The organism is Exiguobacterium sp. RIT452 (assembly GCF_003598705.1).
Lineage (GTDB): Bacteria > Bacillota > Bacilli > Exiguobacteriales > Exiguobacteriaceae > Exiguobacterium_A > Exiguobacterium_A undae.
On the sequence record NZ_QXJB01000002.1, the window covers coordinates 522,522 to 537,161 of the forward strand.

Genomic DNA, 14,640 nt, shown 5'->3' on the forward strand with positions numbered 1-14,640 from the left:
TAAAAAGCCGATCGTCTTGGCGTATCCTGACATGGGAGCTGAACCAGTCGGGACACAGATGATGAAGAAGGTATCTTTAGCATACGATTCCTCTGTAAAGGGAGTGTGAACCCTTATCCCTTTTTCGGTAAACGAATCGTAAAGGTCGTTCCTTTGTTTTCTTCTGATTCAACTTCAATCGTTCCGTGATGAAGATCGATGATATGCTTGACGATCGCGAGTCCAAGACCGGTACCGCCCGAATTTCGACTCCGCGCCTTATCCACGCGGTAAAACCGTTCAAAAATCCGTTGCGTTTCCTTTGGATGAATCCCGATTCCATCGTCTTTGATCCGAAGCATGACTTCTTCCTCGCCGTCTTCCAGACTAATCCAAACATTGCCGTCGTTCGGTGTATAGTTGAGTGCATTGGCGACAAGATTGACAACCACCTGCTTCAAACGGTTCAAGTCGGCCCGGATGAAGACTTCTTCTTCCATTTCAAGGTGAATCGTCATCTGCTTCTCGGCTGCCTTGCGGCGTAATAACGTTTCCGTTTCGCGGATCAAACTCGTCACATCGACAATCGTCGTCTCCAACTGATAATTATCCTGTTCGAGACGGGACAACTCGAGCAAGTCCTCGACGAGCGTCTGCATCCGTTCCGATTCGTCGTGGATGATATTCAGGAACTGTTCCCGGATTTCCGGAACATCCTGCGCCCCATCGAGTAAGGTTTCAGCAAATCCTTTGATGGACGTCAACGGCGTCTTCAACTCATGACTGACGTTCGCAACAAAATCTTTGCGCATCTGTTCCAGTTTCTTGATTTCCGTAATGTCATTGAACACAACCGTCGTTCCTTGGACACGACCGTTCTTTCCGAAAATTGGTGCAGCGCTGACCATGAAGGTCCGGCTGTTTAGCCCAAACCGGACACTCGATTGTTTCCGATTCGGTTTCTCCGTCAGGTAGACATCTTCAATGACTTGACTCATTTTTTCATTCGGTAAGACACGGTAATACAGTTTCCCATTTGATTTTTCATGAATGTTAAACATCTCCCGGTACGTCCGATTGACAAGCAACACGTATCCCTTCTCATCAATCAACATCAGACCGGCACCCATGTATTCAATCAATGACTCGAGTCTTGCCCGTTGCATCGCTTCACCGGAAGAGGCATTCTCTAAATTCCGGGCCAGAAGATTAATTGATTTCCCGAGGTCACGCGATTCATCCGGTGCGGTGAGCTCATAGACACGCGATTTGTAATTCCCGTGAGACAGCTCGTATAAGACTTCGGTCGCTTCTGCAATCGGACGAAGAAAACGTTTCGTCGAACTGTAAACAGCAAAGAAGATGATACAGAACGAGGTAATCAGTGACAGGACGATGACTGTCCAAATGCGGGAATAGATGATGTCCAAATCTTTTGTATAGCGGATCAAACTGATATAGACTTCACGGTCATCTGCGGTTACGACCGGTTTCGTATATTGAAGACTCGTCTCGTCGACCTTTGATTCAAACGTCCCCTCATCGGGGATGGCAGAAAAGTTGATGGCACGGACGTTCAATTTGGTCACATCAATCGGTGTACCGGCAATGATTTCTCCCCGTGAATTAAAGAGGATCATGTCAAAATTCGACTCGGCATACAGCTTGTCTACATACTGGGCCATCTCCGACACCGAACGATCCCGCAAAATTGTTTCCACAAGCGCTGTCTCATCCGTCAATTTTTCCTTCTCGTTATTGACATAAAATTCTTTAAAGGACTGACCGAGTAACACCCCTAAGGCAATCAGGACCAAACTGATGAAGGACAGCATTTTTAAAATAAATCGTTTGCGGTATTTACTCATTCCGCCTTCGGCTCCTCCATCTTATACCCGAGTCCGCGGATCGTTTTAATATAAATCGGCTTTTTCGTATTCGGTTCAATTTTTTCACGGACATGACTGATGTGGACGTCGACGATACGTGTATCCCCAACAAAGTCATAATTCCAGATTGCAGACAATAATTGATCCCGTGTCAGCACACGCCCTTTATTTTTCGCGAGATACACCAACAGTTCAAATTCCTTTGGTGTCAATTCCAGTCGTTCGTCCGCTTTAAACGCTTCGTAATTGTCTGGAACGATTTTAACATCTCCGATGAGAATCGTCCCATCCGTCACCTCTTCCGTGACCGTCTGCTGATTCATCCGGCGTAAAATCGCTTTGACACGTGCCACGACCTCACGGGGACTGAACGGCTTGGTCAAATAATCATCGGCGCCCAGTTCGAGTCCGAGTACTTTATCAAATTCGTCATCTTTTGCGGTCAGCATCAAGATTGGTGTATTGATTTTTTGTTGACGTAATCGTTTACAGACTTCTAGTCCATCGAGTTCCGGCAACATAAGATCGAGCACGATCAATGCCGCGTCTTGTTTTTCGGCTAATTTCAGACCTGTCATTCCATCATGAGCCGTTTCGACTACAAATCCGGCTTGTTCTAAGTTAAATTTCAAAAGTGTGGCGATTGAGAGTTCATCATCAACAACAATTATTTTATCTTTCAAAACAGTTGGCCTCCTCAGCGCGTTTCATCTTTGAATGAGGAATTCCGTGGAATCCACTTCTTCTGTCTTCATCTTAACGACTTTCGCTACTAAACCACAAATCTTTCTGTCGTTTCTTTACATAATCTTTAAGGTCGTACACGTTCTTCCAGTAGTTTCCCGTGTTGAAACAACAAAATTGGGGAAACAGTTACATATCGTCATCATGTGGAGGAATGAATATGGAATGGAACAACCCGTTATTTGCAGCAATCACCGCTTGGTTTATTGCCCAAGCCGCAAAACTCGTCACCGGTCTAATTAAGACTAAGAAATTTGATCTTGAAATTATGTTTGCCTCAGGCGGCATGCCTAGTTCACATAGTTCGACTGTCGTCGCACTGGCTGTCGTGATTGGTTTTCAAGAAGGCTTCGGCTCATCGTTATTTGCGCTCGCTACGATTTTTGCCGTCATCATCATGTATGATGCGACCGGAGTCCGCCAGGCCGTTGGTCTACAAGCCAAACTGCTGAATGATTACTTCAAAGGAATCCGTCATGAAACACCGTTGCTCAACGAATTGGTGGGACATACCGAGTTCCAGGTCTTCGTTGGTCTGTTGCTTGGTCTAGCCGTTGGTTTCCTCTGGCCCGTCCTGTTCTTTTAATCTGTGACGCGTACCGGATAAATGAAAAGAAATGTCTTCATACAAAAGACCGCTTCCGATACTCGAAGCGGTCTTTTTGCTGATTCCTGTTATGGTTTTAAGATGACTTTGATACACCCGTCCGCATGATCGTTAAACGTTTGATAGGCATGAGCAGCCTGTTCCAAATCAATTTTGTGGGTGATGATATCAGTTGGATCAAATTCTTGATTGATGATTTTTTGGAACAATTCCGGCATCAGATGAACGACCGGTGCTTGCCCCATCTTCAACGTGATATTTCGGGTGAAGAAATCCCCGAGCGGGAATTGATTGTATTTTTTCGCATAGACCCCTGTCAGTTGGACCGTTCCGAATTTCCGGACAGCATCTTTGGCGATATTGATGGCACTCAATGTCCCGCCCTGTAATCCGATCTTCTGTTCCACTTTTTCAAGCGCGGACATCTTCCCGTCAAATCCGACACAATCAATGACGACGTCCGCCCCGCCCTGTGTCAGTTCTTTTAAATATTGACCGGTTTCCTGATGATCCTGTAAGTTGACGGTCTCAACCCGATTCGTCATCTTCGCATGATTCAGACGATACACTTGTTCATCGACCGCAATGACCCGTTTTGCCCCTTGCATCCAGGCGAATTTCTGTGTCATCAACCCGACCGGTCCCGATCCCAAGACGACGACGGTATCCCCTTTTTTGACCCCTGAATTGATGACGCTCCAGTACGCCGTCGGAATAACATCCGACAAGAACAACAACGCTTCGTCTTCCAGTTCACATGATTCAGGAACGACGAGCGGCATGAAGTTTCCAAACGGGACTTTTAAGTACTCTGCTTGTCCTCCGGGATGTCCGCCGAACTCTTCCGTAAATCCAAAATAGCCGCCTGTATCGACGTGCGGGTTCCCATTGGAATTATCACACTGACTCTCCATATCGTGATCACAGTAGAAACAATGACCACACGCGACGTTGAACGGTAAGACAACCCGATCGCCCCGCTTGACCTTCGTCACGTCAGGACCCACTTCTTCGACGATCCCCATCGGTTCATGTCCAATGACATAATCCTTTTTCGCCGGCATGTTTCCTTGATAGATGTGCAAATCTGACCCACAGATGGCAGTAGACGTAATCTTGACGATGATATCATCATTTTTCTCAATCGACGGATCCTGTACATCTTTCACTTCGACATTTTTGGTACCTTGATAAGTGACAGCGCGCATGGTGGTTCCCCCTTTGATTTTTAAAAAATAGCGTACTTTATTCGTTTACCCCAAATAAGCAGCATTTATGTTACATGTTTTTTACAAAAAGAGGAATGTTTGTTTAAAACTTTCGCTGAATAATCAACGTAAAAGTGAAAGCATAGAATGGGTTGCTTGGAAGACATATCATTTAGTAAACTATAAAAAATCAATGTGGTGGATACCGGATTTCTCCGATAAGGAATTTTCTTCATCACATGCACCGATATGATTTAGATTAGAAGGGAGATAAACATATGGCCCGCTGTACATACTGTAAGCAATCATGGACGGCTCGTAATATTTATAAGTTGTTGCGTTCTCGTCAAGGATTAGGGATCCCGTGTGCATCTTGTCATCAGATGCAATACATGCATCTCGAACATCAAGGATATCTACTCAGCATCGGTTATCTCAATCGTTTTTTAACCGGTATTCTTCTCTTTATGCTTCCGTGGTATACGAAATTATCACATTATGAGACATTTAAAAAATTGTAAAATAAAAAACTCTATAAGAACACCTATTAATAAGCTCTTTTCGTACAAACATAGCAGACCCCAGAATAACTTTTCCGATTTCCTTCACGAAACTTGAATGACTGAGCTAATTAAATGAGAACAGGGGTCGGATTTAAAATCCGACCCCTGTTCCATATAAAAGATCACTGTTAAGTCCATCTTTTTTTATTATAATTTGTTCACGTTACGTTGTTCAAAGAAGCGAAAGAACGGAACGGACCGTCGAAACGGATTGATCGAGTGCCTGCTTCTCTTCCGGACTGAGTTCCAGTTCCAATACCTGCTCTATCCCATTCCCACCCAAAACAGTTGGAACACCCAAGTATAAGTCCTCGTACCCATATTCGCCTTCGAGATAGGCAATCGCCGGTAAAATCCGCCGTTGATCCTTCAGGATGGCTTCCACCATCTCGACGATGGCTGCCGCTGGTGCGTAATACGCCGAACCATTCCCGAGCAACTGAACGATTTCACCGCCGCCTTTTCGTGTCCGTTCGACGATGGCAGACAACCGTTCCGGTGTCATCAGTTTCTCTAGCGGAATCCCACCCGCGTAGGAATAACGTAACAACGGAACCATATCGTCGCCATGCCCGCCGAGCACGAATCCGGAAATATCCTTGACCGATACATTCAGCTCCATCGCAACAAACGCTCTGAAGCGGGCCGTATCGAGCACACCGGATTGTCCGATGACCCGTTCTTTCGGAAAACCGGACGCTTGAAAGACGGTATACGTCATCGCGTCGACAGGGTTCGTCAAGACGATGATGATCGATTCCGGGGCATGGGTCACGATTTCTTTCGTGACCGCTTTCATGACGTTTGCATTCGTACTGACAAGATCTTCGCGACTCATCCCGGGTTTTCTGGCAATGCCGGCCGTAATGACGACGATGTCAGAACCTTCGATGTCTTGATAATCTGATGTCCCGTTAATCCACGCATCAAAGCCTTGGATTGGGGCCGTTTCCTGCATGTCGAGCGCTTTGCCTTTCGTAGCGTTTTCCTGTTGCGGCATATCGACGAGCACGATATCCCCCAGCTCTTTTTGAGCCAGATAAAGTGCTGTCGTCGCTCCAGTAAATCCGCTGCCGATGACCGAAATCTTTTTCCGTCGATTCATTGCCCAGTCCCCCTAGTCAAGATTGGATTACATATTCTTGATGAGTTCATCTGCGAATTCAGAACATTTCACTTCTGTCGCACCATCCATGAGACGTGCGAAGTCATACGTGACCACTTTCTCTTCGATTGATTTTTCCATCGATTGGATGATCAAGTCTGCTGCTTCATTCCAGCCAAGGTGACGGAACATCATTTCTCCTGAAAGAATAACAGAAGATGGGTTTACTTTATCGAGTCCAGCATACTTCGGTGCCGTACCGTGAGTCGCTTCGAAGATGGCATGACCTGTCATGTAGTTGATGTTCGCACCTGGTGCGATTCCGATACCACCGACTTGCGCTGCAAGGGCATCCGAGATGTAATCCCCGTTCAAGTTCATCGTTGCGACGACATCGAATTCTTTTGGACGTGTCAAGATTTGTTGTAAGAAGATATCTGCGATTGAATCCTTAACAATCAACTTGCCGGCAGCTTCTGCTTCTGATTGTGCTTTGTTCGCTGCGTCAGTACCTTCTTCTTCTTTGATACGGTCGTACTGGTTCCATGTGAAGACGTGTTCTGCGTACTCACGTTCTGCGAGTTCATAACCCCAGTTCTTGAAAGCACCTTCTGTGAACTTCATGATGTTTCCTTTGTGGACGAGCGTCAATGAAGCGCGTTTGTTTTCAAGAGCATACTCAATCGCTGCACGAACAAGGCGTTCTGTTCCTTCTTTTGAAATCGGTTTGATTCCGAGACCTGATGTTTCAGGGAAACGGATTTTGTTGACACCCATCTCTGTCTGAAGGAAGTTAAGTAATTTTTGCGCTTCTTCGCTGCCTGACGCATATTCGATTCCTGCGTAGATATCTTCTGTATTTTCGCGGAAGATGACCATGTCTGTATCTTCTGGACGTTTGACTGGTGAAGGAACACCTGTGAAGTAACGGACCGGGCGAAGACATGTATACAAATCAAGTTCTTGACGAAGTGCAACATTAAGTGAACGGATTCCGCCGCCGACTGGTGTCGTGAGTGGTCCTTTGATGGCGATGATGTGTTCGCGGATCAGATCAAGTGTTTCTTCCGGAAGCCAGTTGCCTGTTTTGTTGAAGGCTTTTTCTCCAGCGTAGACTTCTTTCCACTCAATTTTCTTCTCGCCGTTGTATGCTTTTTCGACAGCAGCGTCGAAGACACGAACTGCAGCATTCCAGATATCAGGTCCAGTGCCATCACCGATGATGAACGGAATGATTGGAGCGTTTGGTACGTTGAGTGTGCCGTTTGTTACCGTGATGTTTTCGCCTTGAATTGTAGCCATTTGTAAAATCCCCCTTGAATATGATTGATGTCATCAAAAAGCAGGAGAGGATTTCTCCTCTCCGTGTTTTTTAACGTTCGTTCATGGACACGTATGTCCGGTGTGTTTCACCAATATAATCGGCGCGTGGACGAATGAGGCGGTTGTCACTATACTGCTCTAAAATGTGCGCTAACCAACCTGACATACGACTGACGGCAAAGATTGGCGTAAACAATTCCGTATCAAGTCCAAGTGCATGGTATGTGGAAGCGGAATAGAAATCGACGTTCGGTTTCAATCCTTTTTCCGATTGGACGATCTGATCAATCTTCACTGACATCTCGTACCATTTCGGTTCTCCGATTTGTGCCGTCAACTGGCGGCTCATCTCTTGGAGATGCTTCGCACGCGGGTCGCCGTCTTTATAGACACGGTGACCGAAGCCCATGATTTTTTCCTTGTTCTTAAGTTTATTATGAACATACTCGTCAACCTTTTCAACTGAATCAATTTCAAGCAACATGTTCATGACCGCTTCGTTCGCTCCACCGTGAAGTGGACCTTTGAGTGCGCCCATCGCTGCCGTGACACCAGAGTAGACATCTGATAACGTCGCGACGCAGACACGTGCCGTAAACGTCGATGCATTCAGTTCGTGATCCGCATGAAGGACAAGCGCTTGGTTAAAGGCTTTTTCTGCTACTTCTGTCGGCTCTTCGCCTGTCAGCATATAAAGGAAGTTTGCAGCATACGAGAGTCCTGGTTTCGGAGCAATCGGTTCCTGTCCTTTTTTGATGCGCGCATACGCCGTGACGAGTGTTGCAATCTGCGCTTGGAGTTTGATGGCTTTAGCGTAATTCGCCTCCGTCGACATATCCTCAGCAGACTCATCATATAATGCGAGTTGCGACAAGGCAGTCCGAATGGCAGACATCGCATTAGCGGTTTTTGGCGCCACTTTTAATGTCTCAAGTACTGCAGGTGCAACAGTCGCTTCAGAAATCAACGCTTCTGACAGTTGCTTCAGTTCCTCTTCTTTTGGTAAGCGGTCATTCCAAAGCAAAAAGACCACTTCTTCGAATGAGGCGTGCTCCGCCAAATCATCAATTGTATAGCCACCATACGTCAACTGACCATCAATGATCGAACTGATCTTCGATGCTGTCGCGACGATTCCTTCTAAACCTTTTGTTTGTGTCATACAAAAATCCCCCTTTTTTTCCCCCAGAAATTTAAAACGCTTTCATTTCCGTATTGAAAAAAAGACGTCTACGCAAGAGTCGTTCCCCACGTTGAACCGTTTGCTCTTGAATAGACCATCTTGTTTCTGTCCTTAGTATAAACAAAATTAACCAAAAAGTGAACGAACTTGCATACTATTATCAAAAAATTAATTCCAAAGTGTGTAGTTCTTCAACTTAACCACTGATTAACTTGACGATGATGTCCCACATTCCGATGATAAGCGCCGCAATCCCTGCTCCGATCAATGGTCCAACCGGAACCCCTTGGAACACGCCAACCGCAAGAATCGTCCCGGCAAGCAAGGCTGTCGTGACGAGTGGATCTTCTTTCATCAATCCGACACCGTGTGCGGCGATGATGGCGACGAAAATTCCCGACAGGAAGGAGATGATGCCGATATGTCCCCGAATGCTGTTCAGCAACTCTTTAAATCCGATATCACCGGTTGCAATCGGAACGAGAATAGCCGCTGTAATCAAGGTGACGCCCCAAGTGATCCCTTTCGCCTGCAAAGACGGAAACAAGCGACCATCCAAGCCAATTGCTTTTATGATCAGTAAGAAAGCGGCCGCAATGATCAAGGATTTATTTTGGGCGATGACACCAATTAAGACAAGACCAATCAAAAACAGATACGCTTCCATATGAATCCCCCGATTTGAAAAAACGGACATGGCTTTCGCCACATCCGTTTCATTGATTATGCGTTGTACAATTTACCAGTTAACGGATCAATTGAAATCTGTTGACCATCCGTGAAGATTGTCAAGGCGTTTTCAACACCGACGATGACCGGTTTACCGAGTGAAGGACCAACGATTCCAGCATGGCTTGTCAATCCGCCGTCTACTGTGATCATCGCTGCAGCAAGCTCGATTGCAGGCATCATGTCACGGTCTGTTGAGTTCGTAACAAGAATCATGCCTGGTTTCGCTTTTGCGTTTGCTTCTTCTGCGTTGTGGGCGATGACGACTTCACCGACGACACCACGTTCGCCGATTCCACGACCGTTAGCGATTTCTTTACCTACGATGTGAATTTTCAACATGTTTGTTGTACCTGCTGTAAGAGCCGGAATTCCTGCAGAGATGACGACGAGGTCACCATCTGTGACGAATCCTGCTTCTTTTGCTGTATCAGCAGCAAGTGTCAACATGTCATCCGTGTTGTCTGACAGATGATCGACGACGATCGGATAGACACCCCATACGATGTTAAGCTGACGTGCGACACGTGCGCTTGGTGTGACAGCAACGATGTTTGGTTCTGGACGGTATTTTGAAATCCGTGCCGCTGTATAACCAGACTGTGTTGGTGTCAAGATGGCTTTTGCATCCAAGTTGATTGCCGTATGCGTAACCGCTTGAGCGATTGCATCCGTCACTGTATGTTCGCTGCGTGTTTGACGATCTTTCAAGAGCATCTTGTAGTCGAGCATTTTTTCTGTCCGTTTTGCAATCGTGTGCATCATTTGAACAGACTCGATCGGGTAATCCCCGGCTGCTGTTTCGCCTGAAAGCATGATCGCATCTGTTCCATCAAGAATCGCATTGGCAACGTCTGATGCTTCTGCACGAGTTGGACGTGGGAAACGTTGCATCGAGTCGAGCATCTGCGTTGCTGTGATGACAGGTTTACCGTAGTCATTACAAATTTTGATGAGGTCTTTTTGTGTTGGTGTAACTTCTTCTGTTGGAATCTCGATTCCAAGATCACCACGTGCGACCATTAAACCATCAGAAATCGCGATGATTTCTTCGATGTTGTCGACACCTTCTTGGTTTTCGATTTTCGGGAAGATTTTAATGTGGCTTGCATTGTGTTTTTCGAGCAATTGACGGATCGCAACGACGTCAGACGCACGACGTACGAATGAAGCCGCAATCAAATCGATGTCGCTTTTGATTCCGAATTCGATATCCGCGATATCTTTATCTGTCAAAGCAGGCAAGTTAACTTTTACGTTCGGTAAGTTAACGCCTTTTTTCGTTTTGATGATTCCTTCGTTTTCAATGTCACAAAGAAGTTCACGGTTCGCAAGTTTTTCTGCAACACGGAGTCCGATCAATCCATCATCCAACATGATCATTGAACCTACTTCGACATCGTCATATAAACCGTCATATGTTACAGAGAATTTATCCGCTGTTCCGACGATTTCATTTGCGTCGCCGCTGACGACGATGACTTGTTTACCGCGTACGAGAAGTGCTTTTCCTTCTTCAAACGTATGCGTCCGGATTTCAGGACCTTTTGTGTCTAAAAGAATCGTGACTAATTTGTTCGCTTCTTCTGCTGCACGACGGATATCTGTGATCCGAGCACCATGCTCTTCGTAGTCACCGTGTGAGAAGTTGAGACGAGCGACGTTCATACCTGCTTCAATCATTTCTGGAAGACGTTTTTCTGACGCCGGTCCAATCGTACATACAATTTTAGTTCTGCGCATATTCCATAAACCTCCTACAATGTTTGGCTGTTTAATAACCTGCCAACAAGCCTATCCCAATCAACTGAGTACACGAAAATCTTAAATTGAAAGTTGTTTTGACAATTCTAAGATATCAAGATCCAGTTCATGTTTGTTTTCATCCAATGCTTCATCGATATCGAGATCGATCATTTTTCCACCGCGGACACCAACGACACGACCTTGCTTACCTTCCAGTAAGATGTCGATCGCATGTGCGCCCATCCGGCTGGCGAGCACACGGTCAGCAGCTGTCGGTGCACCACCGCGTTGAACGTGACCGAGTACGGTAACCCGTGTATCAAGGCCCGTTTCTTTGGCGATTTCATCGCCGACGTCTTGAGCACGACCCGCACCCTCCGCTACGATGACGATCGAGTGTTTCTTACCACGATTGACACCACTTTGGATACGTTCCAATACTTCTTTTAAATCTTCAGGGCGTTCTGGAACAAGAATGGATTCCGCGCCACCTGCTAAACCGGCATACAGCGCGATATCGCCTGCATCACGACCCATGACTTCGATGACATACGTCCGCTCGTGTGAAGAAGCCGTGTCCCGAATTTTATCAATCGCTTCAAGCGCCGTGTTTAAAGCCGTGTCAAATCCAATCGTGTAATCCGTTCCCGGAATATCATTATCGATCGTTCCAGGCAGTCCGATCGTCGGGAAGCCGAGTCCCGTCAATTTTTGGGCACCACGATACGACCCGTCACCACCTACGACGACAAGCGCATCGATTTCGAATTTCTTCAGATTGACGACTGCTTTCGCACGTCCTTCTTCCGTCCGGAACTCTGGGCACCGGGCAGAACGTAAGAATGTCCCACCGCGTTGAATGATGTCACCAACCGAACCTAGATTCAATTGGACAAGATCTCCATTGATCAAACCTTGATATCCGTTATAGACACCAAATACTTCTAGTCCATGAAAAATCGCCTTACGTGTTACAGCTCGCACTGCGGCGTTCATGCCGGGTGCGTCGCCACCACTTGTTAAAACAGCAATCCGTTTCAAACTCACGTTAATCACCTCTCCATTAATCTTAGTCTAAAATAGCACGTAGTTTTGTTGTTTTACAACAGGGCAGACTGCATAAACTTTCGTCAGCAGTTTGTTCATCCTATCACGAAATAAGGACTGCCAATCATGATAGCGATTACATGCAGGTTATGTGCCAATTTGGTGATATTTTTCTGTGCGCTTCTCGATTAACTGTTCTGGCGTCAAACGGGTCAGTTGGGCTAGTTTTTGTTCTAGAACAGATTTCACTTTGTCCGCCTGTAATGAAACATCTAAATGCGCGCCGCCGACGACTTCCGGAATGATTCCGTCTGCAATTCCGAGACGAAGTAAATCCGGTGCCGTAATCTGCATCGATTCAGCCGCTTGTTCCGCGAGACTGGCATCTTTCCAGAGCAAGGCTGCCGCGCCTTCCGGTGAGATGACCGAGTAGGTTGAGTTCTCAAGCATCAAGAGTTGATCGCAGACACCGATGCCGAGTGCACCACCTGATCCCCCTTCACCGATGACGATTGAAATGATCGGCACGGGCATGCCTGCCATTTCAAACAGATTTTTAGCGATTGCCTCACTTTGACCACGCTCTTCTGCCGCGCGTCCTGGGTAAGCCCCTTTCGTGTCGATGAACGTAATGATGGGTCGCTTGAACTTGACCGCTTGTTGCATCAACCGTAACGCCTTCCGATATCCTTCCGGGTGTGGCATCCCGAAGTTCCGACGGATGTTTTCTTTTGTATCTTTTCCGCGTTGATGACCGATGATCGTCACGGCTTGTCCGTTCAGCATTGCAATTCCGCCGACGATTGCGGCGTCATCGTATCCATGCCGGTCACCGTGTAATTCAATGAAGTCCTCGCAAATCAACCGCACATAATCAAGCGTCGTCGGACGTTCTGGATGCCGTGCCAACTGCACACGGTTCCACGCTTTCATATTCCCGTAAACATCGAGTTCTAACCGACGCAACCGCTCCTCAAGTAAATTGAGCTCTTCTTTAAAATCGAGACCTTGTGTCTCGGCCATGTCGTGCAATTCTAATATCTTTTCGCGTAACGCGATTACTGGTTGATCAAATGGTTGCATGATTGTTCCCCTCCGAGTGCATCATCAGAATACGTGAGTAATAGGCTTTCAAATCGTGTCGCGATACGACATCATCGAGTTGTCCTGCCTGCAGTAAAAACTCTGACGTTTGGAAGTCTTCCGGCAACTTTTCACGAATCGTCTGTTCAATGATTCTTCGACCGGCAAAACCGATCAGTGCACCTGGCTCGGCGATATTAAAATCACCCAACATCGCAAAACTTGCAGACACTCCCCCTGTCGTCGGATGTGTCATGCAGGAAATGTACAATAATCCGGCATCCGAATGCTGCTTTAAAAATAAACTCGATTTCGCCATCTGCATCAGGCTGACCATGCCTTCTTGCATCCGTGCTCCACCAGAAGCAGAAAAAATCGTCACCGGCAACCGTTCTTTTGTTGCGTATCGAATCGCCTCGGCAATGGCAGCACCGACTGCCGCTCCCATTGAACCCATCCGAAAACGCGCGTCCATGACGCAGGCGACGAGTGGATGCCCGTTTACACGTCCGACTCCACAGACGATCGCTTCTTCGAGCCCCGTCCGCACTTGATCCCCTTTCAGTTTTTCCGGGTAATCTTGGAATTGAAGTGGATCTGCTTTGACAGTAGGCAAATCGAAATATGTGATCGTTCCTTCGTCAAACAGTTGTGCAAAGCGTTCATGCGCCGTCAACGGATGGTGGTAGCCACACGTACAGACACGCAGGTTCGCTTCAAGTTGTTTCGTATATTGGATGAGTTTGCACTTTGGACATTTCGTCATCAAGCCGACAGGTACATCGACCCGCTGTTCTTTTGACGTCAAAGTGACAAATTTTTTAGGTTTTCGAAAAAATGCTTGCACGTTAGTTCCCCCTTGTGGTTCTTACGAGCGTTTCAGAAAAGCTTCCCGTTCCGCTCGCGTATAGAGCTCCCCTTGACCAAAACTGAGATAGAAGGCATTCACCTGTCGCCAAATCCGTTCAAACAAGTCATTGTCAACCGTGCTGATCAATGCTTCGCGATAGGCTAAATCGGAATCCATATGCGCTTCCAAAAAAGACCTGTCCGTTAACTTAACGAAGGCGGATTGTTCGAGTAAACGAAGGGTTCCCGCCAAATCCTCAAATTTTGAATCTCCGGTCACTAAAAATTGTGCGATGATTTGAATGTAGGTATGGTCGTCACGATTTAAGAGAAAACTTCCCCCGCCGTGTCGCGTCTCTATGATTCCGAGATAGGCCAATGTCCGAAGTGCTTCCCGGACAGACGGGCGACTGATTGCCAGCCGTTCCGCTAATTCGCGTTCGGATGGAATCCGGTCTCCCGGAACAAATCCATCCTGTTCGATCATCGTTTTGATTGCCGAGATGTTCGTTTCAAAAGCGTTTCGCTTCTTTTCCATTTTGTACGGCACCACCTTCCTGACGTAGTCGTCACTTTCTAAATCCG

The 14,640-nt window shown here is 46.7% G+C and carries 13 protein-coding genes; 1 reads left to right on the forward strand and 12 read right to left on the reverse strand.

Going from position 1 to position 14,640, the window contains the following annotated elements; all coding sequences use genetic code 11:
- Positions 1-113: 113 nt before the first annotated feature.
- Both pnpS and D3D03_RS08125 read right to left on the reverse strand, forming a co-directional pair.
- The gene (gene pnpS, locus D3D03_RS08120) at positions 114-1,847 is read right to left on the reverse strand and encodes a two-component system histidine kinase PnpS (RefSeq protein WP_119923300.1); all 1,734 of its coding nucleotides are present in this window, start codon (positions 1,845-1,847) and stop codon (positions 114-116) included.
- The gene (locus tag D3D03_RS08125; RefSeq protein WP_026832345.1) at positions 1,844-2,551 is read right to left on the reverse strand and encodes a response regulator transcription factor; all 708 of its coding nucleotides are present in this window, start codon (positions 2,549-2,551) and stop codon (positions 1,844-1,846) included. Before D3D03_RS08125 ends, pnpS begins: the two co-directional genes overlap by 4 nt.
- A 215-nt stretch (positions 2,552-2,766) precedes the next feature.
- Here D3D03_RS08125 and D3D03_RS08130 point away from each other — a divergent pair, with 215 nt between their 5' ends.
- Positions 2,767-3,198: a divergent PAP2 family protein gene (locus D3D03_RS08130; protein ID WP_369877521.1), complete on the forward strand. Its 432-nt coding sequence runs from the start codon at positions 2,767-2,769 to the stop codon at positions 3,196-3,198.
- Between the two features lie 89 nt (positions 3,199-3,287).
- On the opposite strand, the gene D3D03_RS08135 is transcribed toward D3D03_RS08130, so the two are convergent.
- The 10 genes from D3D03_RS08135 to D3D03_RS08185 form a co-directional block, all read right to left on the reverse strand.
- Positions 3,288-4,427: a zinc-dependent alcohol dehydrogenase gene (locus D3D03_RS08135; protein ID WP_026827745.1), complete on the reverse strand. Its 1,140-nt coding sequence runs from the start codon at positions 4,425-4,427 to the stop codon at positions 3,288-3,290.
- A gap of 735 nt (positions 4,428-5,162) precedes the next feature.
- Complete coding sequence (gene mdh / locus D3D03_RS08145) at positions 5,163-6,095, reverse strand: malate dehydrogenase (RefSeq protein ID WP_026832343.1); 933 nt, start codon at positions 6,093-6,095, stop codon at positions 5,163-5,165.
- Positions 6,096-6,122: 27 nt separating this feature from the next.
- A complete protein-coding gene (gene icd / locus D3D03_RS08150) occupies positions 6,123-7,397 on the reverse strand; it encodes an NADP-dependent isocitrate dehydrogenase (protein WP_026832342.1) in 1,275 nt (424 codons plus the stop codon).
- Between the two features lie 70 nt (positions 7,398-7,467).
- The gene (gene citZ / locus D3D03_RS08155) at positions 7,468-8,580 is read right to left on the reverse strand and encodes a citrate synthase (protein ID WP_026832341.1); all 1,113 of its coding nucleotides are present in this window, start codon (positions 8,578-8,580) and stop codon (positions 7,468-7,470) included.
- A 217-nt stretch (positions 8,581-8,797) separates the two neighbouring features.
- On the reverse strand, positions 8,798-9,274 hold the full coding sequence (locus D3D03_RS08160; RefSeq protein ID WP_199700010.1) for a DUF441 domain-containing protein: 477 nt from the start codon (positions 9,272-9,274) through the stop codon (positions 8,798-8,800).
- Positions 9,275-9,324: 50 nt separating this feature from the next.
- Positions 9,325-11,073 (reverse strand): pyruvate kinase, encoded by a 1,749-nt coding sequence (gene pyk, locus D3D03_RS08165; RefSeq protein ID WP_026832339.1) that lies wholly within the window; start codon positions 11,071-11,073, stop codon positions 9,325-9,327.
- Positions 11,074-11,154: 81 nt separating this feature from the next.
- Positions 11,155-12,117 (reverse strand): 6-phosphofructokinase, encoded by a 963-nt coding sequence (gene pfkA, locus D3D03_RS08170; protein ID WP_026832338.1) that lies wholly within the window; start codon positions 12,115-12,117, stop codon positions 11,155-11,157.
- A gap of 153 nt (positions 12,118-12,270) precedes the next feature.
- Positions 12,271-13,206: an acetyl-CoA carboxylase carboxyltransferase subunit alpha gene (locus D3D03_RS08175; RefSeq protein WP_026832337.1), complete on the reverse strand. Its 936-nt coding sequence runs from the start codon at positions 13,204-13,206 to the stop codon at positions 12,271-12,273.
- Complete coding sequence (gene accD / locus D3D03_RS08180; protein ID WP_119923302.1) at positions 13,193-14,053, reverse strand: acetyl-CoA carboxylase, carboxyltransferase subunit beta; 861 nt, start codon at positions 14,051-14,053, stop codon at positions 13,193-13,195. The genes D3D03_RS08175 and accD overlap by 14 nt, the downstream gene beginning before the upstream one ends.
- A 21-nt stretch (positions 14,054-14,074) precedes the next feature.
- Positions 14,075-14,593, reverse strand: coding sequence for a FadR/GntR family transcriptional regulator (locus D3D03_RS08185; protein WP_026832335.1), 519 nt, complete (start codon positions 14,591-14,593; stop codon positions 14,075-14,077).
- Positions 14,594-14,640 lie beyond the last annotated feature (47 nt).

Excerpts from the sequence above, each read along its gene's own strand:
- pnpS (WP_119923300.1), bottom strand. The coding sequence starts at position 1,847 with ATGAGTAAATACCGCAAACGATTTATTTTAAAAATGCTGTCCTTCATC.
- D3D03_RS08130 (WP_369877521.1), top strand. The coding sequence starts at position 2,767 with ATGAATATGGAATGGAACAACCCGTTATTTGCAGCAATCACCGCTTGG.
- D3D03_RS08135 (WP_026827745.1), bottom strand. The coding sequence starts at position 4,427 with ATGCGCGCTGTCACTTATCAAGGTACCAAAAATGTCGAAGTGAAAGAT.
- mdh (WP_026832343.1), bottom strand. The coding sequence starts at position 6,095 with ATGAATCGACGGAAAAAGATTTCGGTCATCGGCAGCGGATTTACTGGA.
- icd (WP_026832342.1), bottom strand. The coding sequence starts at position 7,397 with ATGGCTACAATTCAAGGCGAAAACATCACGGTAACAAACGGCACACTC.
- citZ (WP_026832341.1), bottom strand. The coding sequence starts at position 8,580 with ATGACACAAACAAAAGGTTTAGAAGGAATCGTCGCGACAGCATCGAAG.
- pyk (WP_026832339.1), bottom strand. The coding sequence starts at position 11,073 with ATGCGCAGAACTAAAATTGTATGTACGATTGGACCGGCGTCAGAAAAA.
- D3D03_RS08175 (WP_026832337.1), bottom strand. The coding sequence starts at position 13,206 with ATGCAACCATTTGATCAACCAGTAATCGCGTTACGCGAAAAGATATTA.
- D3D03_RS08185 (WP_026832335.1), bottom strand. The coding sequence starts at position 14,593 with ATGGAAAAGAAGCGAAACGCTTTTGAAACGAACATCTCGGCAATCAAA.